General features: G+C 69.6%; 11 protein-coding genes. 7 read left to right on the top strand and 4 right to left on the bottom strand.

Annotated features, from left to right (window positions below; all coding sequences use genetic code 11):
* Positions 1–33 precede the first annotated feature (33 nt).
* Both OG194_RS14355 and OG194_RS14350 read left to right on the top strand, forming a co-directional pair.
* Positions 34–378, top strand: a complete 345-nt coding sequence (locus OG194_RS14355; RefSeq protein WP_327401252.1) for a DUF3817 domain-containing protein — start codon at positions 34–36, stop codon at positions 376–378.
* Positions 375–668 carry an MTH1187 family thiamine-binding protein gene (locus OG194_RS14350; RefSeq protein ID WP_019060761.1) on the top strand — a complete coding sequence of 98 codons (294 nt, stop codon included), beginning with the start codon at positions 375–377 and terminating at the stop codon, positions 666–668. The genes OG194_RS14355 and OG194_RS14350 overlap by 4 nt, the downstream gene beginning before the upstream one ends.
* Before the next feature lie 414 nt (positions 669–1,082).
* Here the strand turns inward: OG194_RS14350 and OG194_RS14345 are convergent, their stop codons facing one another.
* Together OG194_RS14345 and OG194_RS14340 are read right to left on the bottom strand one after the other, a co-directional pair.
* Positions 1,083–1,751, bottom strand: coding sequence for a hypothetical protein (locus OG194_RS14345; protein WP_327401251.1), 669 nt, complete (start codon positions 1,749–1,751; stop codon positions 1,083–1,085).
* A gap of 31 nt (positions 1,752–1,782) precedes the next feature.
* A complete protein-coding gene (locus OG194_RS14340) occupies positions 1,783–2,817 on the bottom strand; it encodes a phosphotransferase enzyme family protein (RefSeq protein ID WP_327401250.1) in 1,035 nt (344 codons plus the stop codon).
* Between the two features lie 253 nt (positions 2,818–3,070).
* Here OG194_RS14340 and OG194_RS14335 point away from each other — a divergent pair, with 253 nt between their 5' ends.
* Together OG194_RS14335 and OG194_RS14330 are read left to right on the top strand one after the other, a co-directional pair.
* Complete coding sequence (locus OG194_RS14335; RefSeq protein ID WP_327407070.1) at positions 3,071–4,855, top strand: glycosyltransferase family 2 protein; 1,785 nt, start codon at positions 3,071–3,073, stop codon at positions 4,853–4,855.
* Positions 4,856–4,858: 3 nt separating this feature from the next.
* Positions 4,859–6,814, top strand: a complete 1,956-nt coding sequence (locus OG194_RS14330; protein WP_327401249.1) for a kelch motif-containing protein — start codon at positions 4,859–4,861, stop codon at positions 6,812–6,814.
* A gap of 18 nt (positions 6,815–6,832) precedes the next feature.
* Here the strand turns inward: OG194_RS14330 and OG194_RS14325 are convergent, their stop codons facing one another.
* Positions 6,833–7,825: a glycoside hydrolase family 6 protein gene (locus OG194_RS14325; RefSeq protein WP_327401248.1), complete on the bottom strand. Its 993-nt coding sequence runs from the start codon at positions 7,823–7,825 to the stop codon at positions 6,833–6,835.
* 196 nt (positions 7,826–8,021) lie between these two features.
* On the opposite strand from OG194_RS14325, the gene OG194_RS14320 reads away from it, so the two are divergent.
* From OG194_RS14320 to OG194_RS14310, 3 genes are all read left to right on the top strand, one after another.
* Positions 8,022–8,531 (top strand): MarR family winged helix-turn-helix transcriptional regulator, encoded by a 510-nt coding sequence (locus OG194_RS14320; RefSeq protein ID WP_327401247.1) that lies wholly within the window; start codon positions 8,022–8,024, stop codon positions 8,529–8,531.
* A 67-nt stretch (positions 8,532–8,598) separates the two neighbouring features.
* Positions 8,599–8,937, top strand: coding sequence for a DUF3817 domain-containing protein (locus OG194_RS14315; RefSeq protein WP_318018875.1), 339 nt, complete (start codon positions 8,599–8,601; stop codon positions 8,935–8,937).
* A 93-nt stretch (positions 8,938–9,030) separates the two neighbouring features.
* Positions 9,031–10,731: an acyl-CoA mutase large subunit family protein gene (locus OG194_RS14310; protein ID WP_327401246.1), complete on the top strand. Its 1,701-nt coding sequence runs from the start codon at positions 9,031–9,033 to the stop codon at positions 10,729–10,731.
* Between the two features lie 940 nt (positions 10,732–11,671).
* Here OG194_RS14310 and OG194_RS14305 read toward each other — a convergent pair.
* Positions 11,672–12,298 carry a TetR/AcrR family transcriptional regulator gene (locus OG194_RS14305; RefSeq protein ID WP_327401245.1) on the bottom strand — a complete coding sequence of 209 codons (627 nt, stop codon included), beginning with the start codon at positions 12,296–12,298 and terminating at the stop codon, positions 11,672–11,674.
* Positions 12,299–12,321 lie beyond the last annotated feature (23 nt).

The raw sequence follows: 12,321 nt of genomic DNA, 5'->3' as shown, positions 1-12,321 counted from the left end.
AACTGTGGACGTCTCCCTCACCGAAGGTGACCCGTGGACATCAAGACCGCCACCGCCATCCGCCGCCTCCGCCTGGTGTCGGCCCCCGAGGCCGTGTCCTTCCTCCTGCTGCTCGTCTGTTCGGTGCTGAAGCGGACCACGGACTTCAACGCGGTGCCCGTCATGGGCATGGTCCACGGTGTCCTCTTCATCCTCTACGTCCTCTTCTGGGCCGACGCCTGGAACCGCACGAAGTGGGGCGCCAAGACGGCCGCCTTCTACTTCGTCCTCTCCGTACTGCCCACCGGCGGCTTCTTCGCCGAGCGCAAGCTCAAGCGCGAGGCCGAGAACGCGGTCATCGCCTCCCGCGTCCGCCAGGAAGGGATCGTGAACGCATGATCGTCGCCTTCTCCGTGACGCCCCTCGGTGTCGGCGAGGACGTGGGGGAGTACGTCGCCGACGCCGTCCGCGTGGTCCGCGAATCCGGCCTGCCCAACCGCACCGACGCGATGTTCACGTCCATCGAGGGCGAGTGGGACGAGGTGATGGACGTGGTCAAGCGAGCCGTCGCCGCCGTCGAGGCCCGCGCCCCGCGCGTCTCCGTCGTCCTCAAGGCAGACATCCGCCCCGGCGTGACGGACGGCCTCACGTCCAAGGTGGAGACGGTCGAACGGCATCTGGCGGAGTAGCGGGGGCGCCGTCCGGCGGGGGCGGGTCGTGGGAGCCAGGTGAGCCAGGGTTCGAGGCCCTGCTCCACGGCCCCCAGCACCTCACCCCGAGCCAGCTCATCGGCTCGCTCGCGCCGCGGGTACGTCACCGTCGGCCCGATGTCCCCGAAGTCAGGACAGCTGGTGGAGCCGGGGTTTGAGACCTTGCCCACTGCCCCCAGCACCTCACCCGGAGTCAGCCCATCGGCCCGTTCCACCGCAACAAGCCCTCCTTGGGCCGCCGTCCGCTCGCGCCGCAGGTATGCCACCGCAGCCCCGGGGCCACCGCCGGCCGGGCTCACGTCGTAGGCGCCGAGCTTGCCGGCGTACGAGCCGAGCCACTCCGGCCCCGCGCGTTTCCCGGCGCGGGACAGGGTGGCCTCGGCGTTCTCGAAGTCAGGGGTGCTGGGGAAGCCAGGGTTTGAGGCCCTGCCCCACTGCCCCCAGCACCTCATCCGGCGTCAGCCCATCCGCCCCTTCGACCACAACGAGCCCCCACTCCTGCCGCCGCACCGCGCCGAGCGTCACGGCGCGCTCGCGCCACAGGTAGGCCACAGCTGACGCGAGGTCGGCGACGGGCGGGCTCACCTCATACGCGGCGAGCTTGCCGACGTACCAGCCCAACCACCCCGGCCCCTCCCGCTCCGCCGCCCGGGACAGCGCGGCGCCGGCGTCCCCGTCGAGGAAGACCACGACCGGGCGGACCGGCGCCAGCACGCGCGTGAGGTCGGCCATGAACGCGTCGATCGCCTCCTCGCCGTGCCCCATCGCCAGCAACGTCGGCACGAACGGCATCAGCGCGTCCGCGATCACCACGTCGTCGCCGCTCGCCAGAACAGAAGCGACAAACCGCTCCGTCGCCGCGACCAGCGTCTCCAGACCGACCGCTCCAGTCGCCCCGAACTCCTCAGCCACCGCAGCGAATTGAGGCCGGCTCAGGATCTCCTCCTCGCGGAAGTGATCCACCCGCAGCCCCGCCCCGGCGAGCGACCGGGACAGCCCCGCGCACAGCGTCGACTTGCCCACGCCGGGAGCCGCTCCCCACACCGACACCAGAACGGTCACCCCCAACTCCCCTCCACCGCCCCGCACTCGATCACCCCACCCGCCCCACCGCCGCACTCAACCGCGACACGACCGCCAGATCCGGCACCCAACCCATCGCGGTGACGACCTGACCGCTCCCGAACTCCCTCTGCGCGGCCGTCACCGTCGGGTCGATCGCGCAATCGGCCTGCACCCGCACGTAGTTCAGCGCGGTAGCGAAAAGCATCGAGAACGACTGCGGACCCTGTACGACGGCACGCCCCCCGGCACTCCGATACGCCCGCGCCACCCGCACGCCCACCTCCACATCCCCCTCGTTCCAGCCCGACCACACGAACAGGGCGCGGGCCAACTCCCGTTCCGCGGAAGCGGATCCGGCGTTGTCCCAGTCGAGGAGGACGGGACCGTTCCGGCCGACCAGGACGTTCTGGGGCTGTAGATCGAGATGGGACGTGACCAGACCATCGGGGTCGGACGGGGTCACCCAGTGCGCCAACTCCCTTGCGGAGGTGGCGATGAAGCGGCCCAGTTCGTCCGCCCACGGCATCCCCGCCCGCCGGACCTCCGCGTGCAGCACCGCCCACTCGTCGTCCCCCGGGCACCGCTCGTACCAGGCGGACGGCATCGCACTCTCGCCCTCGCCCGCCCGGTGCAGCAGCGCCATGGTCCGCCCGAACCAGTCCAGGACGTCCGGGTCGGACACGTCCGCGGGGGCGCCGTCGATCCAGTCGTACAGCTTGATGTGGGAACCGGCGGAAGAATCGGAACCGGAGGTGGTGGAAGCGAGACCGGAGCCGGAGCCGGAGTCCAGGTGCGAGACGTACGCCCCCTCCCGATTGGCCAGCAGCCGCGGCGACGCGATGCCCAGCCCCTCCGATGCCTCCCGTAACGCGGCCTCCCGGCGGACCTGCTCCTCGTCGCAGCCGAAGAGGAGTTCCTTGACCGCCCACGAGGACCCCGACCCCGAGCCGTCGCCGGACAGCTTCCAGATCTGCCCCAGCGCGCCCCGGGTGACGGGCGTCAGCGTCCACGGTCCGGCGCCGAGCGCGTAGGTCTCGGCGACGAGATCGGCGGTGTCGTGCATGCGGGTACCTCCGGAACGCTGCTGAGGATCATGGCCGAGGCATTCTCGCCGAGCCGCACCCGAACCCCGCTCCACCACCGGAAGCATCCCGCTCCACCGCCGGAGGCACCCGTTCCGCCGCCGGAGGCAACTCCCCACCCACCTGGACGCACCCAGTTCGACATGCCCCTATATGTCCACTTGTGTATGGGTATCGGCCCGGTCGATCTTCGGTCCCCGGGCGTCGATCACTCCTCAATCATTGGAGGGCACTGTGCGGCCGGAGGGCTACGACTACGACACCTACAGCCGACTGGCCGGACCGCTCGCGGAGCCGTCCGGTGCGTCGTACCAGGTGCAGTACAACTCGCTCCTCTCGCGCGAGCCCCACCGAATACGCGCTGTCCTCCTGATGAGCCTCGCCCCGGTGCTCACCGCCGCCCTGCTCGTCTATCTCGTCTGGCCCTCCCACTGGGTCGAGCGCGAGGGCGGTCAGGAGTGGATGGTCGGGCTCGACGTCACGATGCTGATAGCCATCGGGCTCATCGAGCTGTTCATGGTCGTCAACGTCGCCTCCGTCGCCCACGCCACGCTGGTCGCCCGCGACCCGATCCCCGTCGTCCCCGCCCCCGGCACCCGCGTCGCCTTGCTCACGACGTACGTCCCGGGCAAGGAACCCCTCTCCATGGTCCGCGCGACTCTCGAAGGCGCGGTCAATGTCACCCACACCGGACCGGTCGACGTCTGGCTCCTCGACGAAGGTGACGACGAGCAAGCCAAGGCCCTGTGCGCCGAGTTGGGCGTACGGCACTTCACGCGGCACGGAGTTCCCGAGTGGAACCGCCCCAAGGGTGTCCACAAGGCCCGTACGAAGCACGGGAATTACAACGCCTGGATCGCCATGCACGGCGGCGACTACGAGTTCTTCGCCTCCGTCGACACCGACCATGTGCCGCTCCCCAACTTCCTTGAGCGGATGATGGGTTACTTCCGTGACCCGGACGTCGCCTTCGTCGTAGGACCGCAGGTGTACGGGAACTACCACAACCCCGTCACCAAGGCCGCCGAGTCGCAGCAGTTCCTCTTCCACGCGCTGATCCAGCGCGCCGGAAACCGCTACCGCGCCCCCATGTTCGTCGGCACCAACAACGTCGTACGGATGGCCGCCGTCAAGCAGATCGGCGGGCTGTACGACTCCATCACCGAGGACATGGCCACCGGGTTCGAGCTGCATCGGCACCGCAATCCCCTGACCCGTACGCACTGGCGGTCCGTATATACGCCCGATGTGCTCGCCGTCGGAGAGGGGCCGGCTTCCTGGACCGACTTCTTCACTCAGCAGATGCGGTGGTCGCGCGGGACGTACGAGACGCTCATCAAGCAGTACTGGAAGGCGCCGTTCACGATGCCTCCGGGGCGGCTGTTCTCGTACACGATGATGCTCGTCTACTACCCGATGACCGCCGTCAACTGGCTGCTGGGCATCATGAGTTGCTTCCTGTTCCTGTGGTTCGGGGCGTCCGGTACCCAGGTCGCGGCCTCTGTGTGGCTGATGCTCTACAGCGACGCGGCCGCGCTTCAGATCGGGCTCTATCTCTGGAACCGGCGGCACAACGTCTCCCCGCACGAGCCGGAAGGGTCGGGTGGGTTGGCGGGTATGGCGATGTCGGCGCTCTCCGCGCCCATCTACCTCAAGTCCCTCGGCGAGGCGCTCATCCGCCGGCCGAGCCGGTTCGTCGTCACGCCCAAGGGCGGCGACGCCAGCCCGGACCGGGTGATGACCTTCCGTATCCATCTCTTCTGGGCGATCCTCCTGGCGACCTCGCTGGCCGCCTCCGTCGTCCTCGATCACACCCACGCGGCCATGCGCACCTGGGCGGTCCTCGCGATGGTCATCTCCCTTTCGCCGCTTGGGGTTTGGGTCGGCTCGCTGCTCAAGGAACGCCGAGAACGCCGCTCGTTGCTCGGCGGCGCGCGCACCCTCGACACCGCCGAGCCCGCGCTCGCCACCACCGGGGCCGGTCCGTCCGTCTCCAGCACCACGACAGGGGGCAACTAGACCATGGCCTTCCAGCCGTCCCAGAAAACCAGGAAGACCGTCCTCGGCATCGGCGGTATCGCCGTCCTGGCCGGTCTCAACGCCCCGGCCGCCCTCGACTTCGCCGGCGAGCAGTACCACGAGTACAAGATCACCCGGCCCGGCTACATGGCCAAGTACGGCTCCTGGGACCAGATCGACATCCCGAAGGAGTACCGGACCAACGCCATCCACGCCTCGCTGCTGCACACCGGCAAGGTGCTGATCGTGGCGGGCTCCGGAAACGAGCAGAAGAAGTTCAACGCCGGGTCCTTCGACACCGTGCTGTGGGATCCGAAGGCGAACACCTTCAAGAAGATCCCGACCCCGGTCGACTTCTTCTGCGGCGGACACAGCCAACTCCCCAGCGGCAACCTGCTGGTGGCCGGCGGCACCGCCCGCTACGAGCGCCTCGACGGCGAGGTCAAGCGGGCCGGCGGCGGTATGCGCGTCAAGAACGAGAGCCCCAACAAGGCGATGTTCCTCAAGAAGGGCACCCGCTTCCGCTCACCGGCCGGCGTCGACTACGTCACCAAGTTCGATGTCACCGTCCCCAAGGCCAAGCGCGAGTTCAAGGTGACGTACAACGCCCGCGGGGCGATGCAGCCCTGGCAGACCAAGGTCACCGCGAGCGAGGTCCGCGTCTTCGTCGAGGCCGCCGAGGCGGGCCCGATGTCGGTCACCGAGAACCAGGCCCAGTACGACATCGTCGGCCTCAAGGGCAAGGACGCGAACAACACGTACGGCCTCTCCGAGAAGATCACCCTGGAGAAGCAGGACTACCAAGGCATCCGCGCCGCCTACGAGTTCGACCCCAGGGCCGAGCGGTACATCTCCGTCGACCCGATGGACAAGGCCCGTTGGTACCCGACCCTCGTCGGCCTCGACGACGGCCGCGTCCTCGCCGTCTCCGGCCTGGACGACGTCGGTGTGATCGACCAGGGCGACAACGAGATCTACGACCCGAAGACCAAGAAGTGGACCCCGGGCCCCAAGCGTTACTTCCCCACCTACCCGGCCCTCTTCCTCACCAAGGGCGGCAAGCTCTTCTACCCGGCCTCGAACGCCGGCTACGGACCCGCCAACAAGGGCCGTGAGCCCGGCCTTTGGGACCTGAAGACCAACAAGTTCACCAAGGTCGCCGGACTGCGCGACCCCGAGGAGACCGAGACCTCGTCCTCGCTCCTCCTGCCGCCCGCGCAGGACCAGAAGGTGATGATCCTCGGCGGCGGAGGCGTCGGCGAGTCCAAGAAGTCGACCCCGCGCACCGCCGTCGTCGACCTCAAGCAGGACAGCCCCGTCTTCAAGGACGGCCCCAACCTCCCCCAGGGCACCCGGTACTTGAACAGCGTGATCATGCCGGACGACTCGGTCTTCACCACCAACGGCTCCTCGGACTACCGCGGCCGCAGCGCCAGCAACATCTTCAAGGCGCAGTTCTACGACCCGAAGGGCAACGCCTTCCGCGAGGCCGCCGCCCCGATGGTCGGCCGCAACTACCACTCCGAGGCACTGCTGTTGCCCGACGGCAGAGTCGTCACGTTCGGCTCCGACCCGCTCTTCGACGACCAGGCCAACACCAAACTGGGCCACTTCGAGCAGCGCATGGAGATCTTCACCCCGCCCGCGCTGCACAAGAACGGCAGCAACAGGCCCGTACTGCAGGACGGTCCGGAGACCCTGGACCGGCACCACCGCGCGACCTTCCGCACCGACCACCCCGAACGCGTCGTCAAGGCCCGTCTGATGCGCCCGAGTTCGGTCACGCACACGACCGACGTCGAGCAGCGCTCCATCGAGCTGGGCCTGGTCAAGGACGGCAAGTCGGTGACGGTGGACGTTCCGAACGACCGGGCTCTGGTGCCGCCCGGCTGGTACATGCTCTTCGTGACGGACGCCCAGGGCACGCCGTCGGAGGCCAAGTGGATCCAGGTGAACTGAAGTTGCTGAACTACCGGTCTACGCCTTGGAGTTGCGCGCCAGCTCCAAGGCGTACTCCGGCCACCACTGGCCGGCATCCGGACCGCCCTCACAGGTGCCGTCCGAGGCGCCGGGCCGCTTGATCCACAGATAGGCGTCCAGGGACTGCTCGCCGGTGTCGGTGGTCGGCCGGGTGCCCAGGCCACGGCCCGGCGGGTTGCACCAGGCGCCGGCCAGCGGTCCGTTGCCGTTGCGGCTGGTGTCGACGACGAAGTGCTTGCCGCCGAGGTTCCGCGACAGCTGGACGCCGTACTTCTTGGTCACCGCGTCCGTCTGGAAGTTGGACACGTTGAGCGAGAACCCGTCGGCCTCCTCGACCCCGGCCCGCTTCAACGGCTCCACGAGCTTCGAAGAGTCCTGGATCCAGGACGGGTTGCCCGCGTCGAGATACACCCTCGTCCCCGACTGCTGCTTCAGCCGGACGACCGCCTCGCTCAGCAACTGCTCCCGCTCGCCCTGGTATTCGCCCGGCGTGCAGCCGTCCACCATGTGCGCGACGGCGTCGGGCTCCAGCACGACCAGTGCCTTGGAATCCCCCAGCGCGTCGGCGAACTTCCCGATCCACGCCCGGTAGGCATCGGCGTCCCCGGCTCCGCCGGCCGAGTGCTGACCGCAGTCGCGGTGCGGAATGTCGTACGCCACGAAGACCGCCGTACGACCCTCCTGGCGCGCGGCCGCGGTCGCCGCCCTGATCACCGGGCCGGGGTCGATCTCACCGGCCGGCCACAGCGCGGTCGGCTCGTCGGCGATCCGCTTGAGGAGAGTGGCGTCCTGCTTGCGGCCCTCCCGCTCCCACATCTGGATCTGCTCGGCCGCCGGGCTCGCCGGGTCGACCCAGAAGGTCATGTCGCCCATCGGCCCCTTGGACCGGGCACCGGCGACGGAGGCCTCGTCGACGTCGGACGCGGACGAACAGCCCACCGCGAGCCCGAGGACCGTGAGCGCCGCGAACGTACGGATCAGCCGGGACATGCCGCTCCCTTGCGCGAGGGGACATTCAGTGACAATCAGTCAGTAATCCTGGCACAAGGCGCACGGCCCGCTCCGATACGACACCGGGCACACGGGTACGGCCCCGCAGCGCCTCGCGTAACTTCGCGGCACCTCCCGGGACCGATGGGCGAGACGGGGCTGACCACGATGTGACCGGCCGGTAAGGTCTGGTGCCGTGTCAAAGCCGCTCAGTCTTCCTTTCGACCCCATCGCCCGCGCCGACGAACACTGGAAACAGCGCTGGGGAAACGTGCCGTCCATGGCCGCCATCACCTCGATCATGCGAGCGCAGCAGATCCTGCTCGCCGAGGTCGACTCGGTCGTCAAGCCGTACGGACTGACCTTCGCGCGCTACGAGGCACTCGTGCTGCTCACCTTCTCCAAGGCGGGCGAGCTGCCGATGTCCAAGATCGGCGAGCGGCTCATGGTGCACCCCACGTCCGTGACGAACACCGTGGACCGCCTGGCCAGGTCCGGCCTCGTCGCCAAGCGCCCCAACCCCAACGACGGCCGCGGCACCCTCGCCTCCATCACCGACAAGGGCCGCGAGGTCTGCGACGCGGCCACCCGCGACCTGATGGAGATGGACTTCGGTCTGGGCGCCTACGACGCCGAGGAGTGCGGCGAGATCTTCGCGATGCTGCGGCCGCTGCGGGTCGCCGCGGAGGACTTCGACGAGGAGTGACCCGGGGGCCCGGTCGGGGGTCGACCCGGGGAAAGATCGCCCGGAACGGGTGGTTACGCTCGTCCTCATGAAAAAGAGCGTGTTCACCCGCTACCGCGTTTTGGCGTACACCACGGGTGTGCTGCTGGTCCTGCTCTGCCTGAGCATGATCGCCAAGTACCTCCTGAAGATCGACGGCGCCGGGAGCTTCACCGAGGTCGTCGCCATCGCGCACGGCTGGCTGTACGTCGTGTACCTCCTCTTCGCCTTCGACCTGGGCTCCAAGGCGAAGTGGCCGGTCGGCAAGCAGCTGTGGGTGCTGCTCGCGGGCACGATCCCGACGGCCGCGTTCTTCGTCGAGCGGAAGATCAGCCACGAGCTGGAGGGTCACTTCGCCGAGCCGGCTCCGGTCGCCGCGAAGGTCTGAGCCTCGCGGCTCTCGCCGCTCTCACCGCCGTACGAGTTGTGTACGGCGGTCAGCCATCGACATTTACTAGGACGTCCTAGTAAATTCGAAGGTATGGACGCTGACGCCATCGCAGAAGGCCGCCGACGCTGGCAGGCCCGTTTCGACGCCGCACGCACGCGTGAGGCCGATTTCACCACGCTCTCCGGCGATCCCGTGGAGCCGGTGTACGGGCCCCGGCCCGGGGACACGTACGACGGCTTCGAGCGGATCGGGTGGCCCGGCGAGTACCCCTACACGCGCGGGCTGTACGCGACGGGCTACCGGGGGCGGACGTGGACGATCCGGCAGTTCGCCGGGTTCGGGAACGCCGAGCAGACCAACGAGCGGTACAAGAAGATCCTCGCCAACGGCGGCGGGGGTCTGTCGGTGGCCTTCGACATGCCGACGCTCATGGGCCGCGACTCCGACGACCCTCGCTCGCTCGGCGAGGTCGGGCACTGCGGGGTCGCCATCGACTCCGCCGCCGACATGGAGGTCCTCTTCAAGGGCATCCCGCTGGGTGACGTCACGACGTCGATGACGATCAGCGGGCCGGCCGTCCCGGTCTTCTGCATGTACCTGGTGGCGGCCGAGCGGCAGGGCGTGGACCCGGCCGTCCTCAACGGCACGCTCCAGACGGACATCTTCAAGGAGTACATCGCCCAGAAGGAGTGGCTCTTCGAGCCCGAGCCGCACCTGCGTCTCATCGGCGACCTCATGGAGTACTGCGCGACCGGCATCCCCGCGTACAAGCCGCTGTCCGTCTCCGGCTACCACATCCGCGAGGCCGGCTCCACGGCCGCGCAGGAGCTGGCGTACACCCTCGCGGACGGCTTCGGGTACGTCGAACTCGGCCTGTCCCGGGGCATGGACGTGGACGTCTTCGCGCCCGGCCTCTCCTTCTTCTTCGACGCGCACGTCGACTTCTTCGAGGAGATCGCCAAGTTCCGCGCGGCGCGCCGCATTTGGGCCCGCTGGATGCGGGACGTCTACGGCGCGCGGTCCGAGAAGGCGCAGTGGCTGCGCTTCCACACCCAGACCGCCGGCGTCTCGCTGACCGCGCAGCAGCCGTACAACAACGTGGTGCGTACGGCCGTAGAAGCGCTCGCGGCGGTCCTCGGCGGGACCAACTCGCTGCACACCAACGCCCTGGACGAGACCCTCGCGCTGCCGAGCGAGCAGGCCGCGGAGATCGCGCTGCGCACGCAGCAGGTGCTGATGGAGGAGACCGGGGTCGCCAACGTGGCGGATCCGCTGGGCGGTTCGTGGTACGTCGAGCAGCTCACCGACCGGATCGAGGCGGACGCCGAGAAGATCTTCGAGCAGATCCGGGAGCGCGGCCTGCGGGCTCACCCGGACGGTCAGCACCCGATCGGGCCGATCACCTCCGGCATCCTGCGCGGCATCGAGGACGGCTGGTTCACCGGCGAGATCGCCGAGGCGGCGTTCCAGTACCAGCGGTCCGTGGAGAAGGGCGACAAGCGGGTCGTCGGCGTCAACGTCCACCACGGGTCGGTCACCGGAGACCTGGAGATCCTGCGCGTCAGCCACGAGGTGGAGCGCGACCAGATCCAGGAGTTGGGCACACGCAAGGGCGTACGGGACGAGGCGGCCGTGCAGCAGGCCCTGGGTGCGATGCTCGCGGCCGCGCGGGACGGGTCGAACATGATCGGGCCGATGCTGGACGCTGCGCGGGCGGAGGCGACGCTGGGGGAGATCTGCGGGGTGCTGCGGGAGGAGTGGGGGGTTTACACGGAACCCGCGGGCTTCTAGCCCCGTCGGGCGGATCAGGCCGCGGGAGATCGGCGGGGCCCGATCGGCGCCGGTGATCGGGACCTGGTGCGTGCCCCTGCGAGGCGGAGGCGGGCGAAGCCGAGGGTGGGAGCCGTGGCGGTCGGGGACAGCGCCTCAGGTGTGCGTGCTGGGCCCGGCGTCTTCGGAGGTGGGCTATGCCGGGGGCGGGGGAGTCGGCGGCCGACGACGGCGTCGTAGGTGTGCGTGCTGGCCCGGCGTCTGCGGAGCTATGCCGGGAGCGGGGGAGTCGGTGGCCGGGGGCAGTGCTGCGGATGTGCGTGCCGGGCTCTGCGGCTGCGGAGGTGGGTGAAGCCGAGAGTGGGGGAGTCGCGGCGGGAGGCGGCAGCGCTTCGAGTGTGCGTGCAGGGTCCGTGTCTGCGGAGGTGGGTGGAGCTGGGGCCGGGGAAGTCGGTGGCCGGCGGCAGCGTCGTAGATGTGGGCGCCAGGCCCAGTGCCTGTGGAGGTGGGTGAAGCCCGGGGGCGGGGGAGCCGGCGGGCGATGACAACTTCGCAGATGCGCCTGCCGGGCCCGCGTCTGCGGACGTGGGCGGAGCTGAGACCGGGGGAGTTGGCGGCCGATGGCGGCGCCGTAGGTGTGGGTGCTGGGCTTCGCGGCGGGTGGCGGCAGTGCCTCAGGGGTGCGTGCTGGCCCGGCGTCTGCGGAGCGATGCCGGGAGCGGGGGAGTCGGCGGCCGGGGGCGGCGCTGCGGGTGCGCGTGCCGGGCTCTGCGGCTGCGGAGGTGGGTGAAGCCGAGAGTGGGGGAGTCGCGGCGGGCGGCGGCAGTGCCTCAGGTGTGCGTGCAGGGCCCGTGTCTGCGGAGGTGGGCGAAGCCGGGATGGGGGAGCCGGGGCCGTCGGCGGCAGTGCCTCGGGTGTGCGTGTCGGGCCTGGGTCTGCGGCCGGATGCGGCGGGCAGGTCCTAGGGGTTGTTCAGCGAGGTCAGGCCGAGCAGGAGGACCTGGGTGAAGCTGTGGACCCACTCCTCGTCGGCCGGTTCCGCGCTTACCAGGGTGCGGTGGACCACCGCACCCGCGACCACGTCGAAGATGAGGTCGGCCGTGCGGGCGGCTTCCTGCGGGTCGGTCTCCGGGGGGAGTTCGCCGCGGGCCTGGGCGCGTGCTCTGCCCTCCAGGACCAGGCATTTCTGGCGGTCGACGATCGATTCGCGGATGCGGTCCCGCAGGGCGTCGTCGTGGATGGACTCGGCCACCACCGCCATCAGGCCGCTCTTGGCCTCCGGGCGGGCCAGGATCGCCGCGAACTGGAGGACCACGCCCTCGATGTCGGCGGCCAGCGTGCCCCGGTCGGGGAGGTGGAGTTCGTCGAAGAGCTCGGCCACCGCGTCGACGACGAGTTCGTTCTTGCCTGCCCAGCGGCGGTAGAGGGTGGTTTTTGCAACCCCCGCGCGCGTGGCGACGTCTCCCAACGTGAGCTTGGACCAGCCGAGTTCGACCAGGGCCTCCCGGGTCGCCGCCAGGATCGCGGTGTCCGCGGTGGTGCTGCGGGGGCGTCCCGCGGCGCGTGGGGCGGGAGTGCTGCTCTGCATCCCTCGACCATAACCGGCGGTTC

The organism is Streptomyces sp. NBC_01288 (assembly GCF_035982055.1).
In the GTDB taxonomy this organism is placed as follows: Bacteria; Actinomycetota; Actinomycetes; order Streptomycetales; family Streptomycetaceae; genus Streptomyces.
Note: the sequence above shows the minus strand (reverse complement) of the source record. Positions and strands in the feature narration are given on the sequence as shown.

Bases quoted from the DNA above. Each gene is read 5' to 3' on its own strand.
- OG194_RS14325 (WP_327401248.1), bottom strand. From the start codon at position 7,825: ATGTCCCGGCTGATCCGTACGTTCGCGGCGCTCACGGTCCTCGGGCTC.
- OG194_RS14305 (WP_327401245.1), bottom strand. From the start codon at position 12,298: ATGCAGAGCAGCACTCCCGCCCCACGCGCCGCGGGACGCCCCCGCAGC.
- OG194_RS14340 (WP_327401250.1), bottom strand. From the start codon at position 2,817: ATGCACGACACCGCCGATCTCGTCGCCGAGACCTACGCGCTCGGCGCC.
- OG194_RS14350 (WP_019060761.1), top strand. From the start codon at position 375: ATGATCGTCGCCTTCTCCGTGACGCCCCTCGGTGTCGGCGAGGACGTG.
- OG194_RS14315 (WP_318018875.1), top strand. From the start codon at position 8,599: ATGAAAAAGAGCGTGTTCACCCGCTACCGCGTTTTGGCGTACACCACG.
- OG194_RS14330 (WP_327401249.1), top strand. From the start codon at position 4,859: ATGGCCTTCCAGCCGTCCCAGAAAACCAGGAAGACCGTCCTCGGCATC.
- OG194_RS14310 (WP_327401246.1), top strand. From the start codon at position 9,031: ATGGACGCTGACGCCATCGCAGAAGGCCGCCGACGCTGGCAGGCCCGT.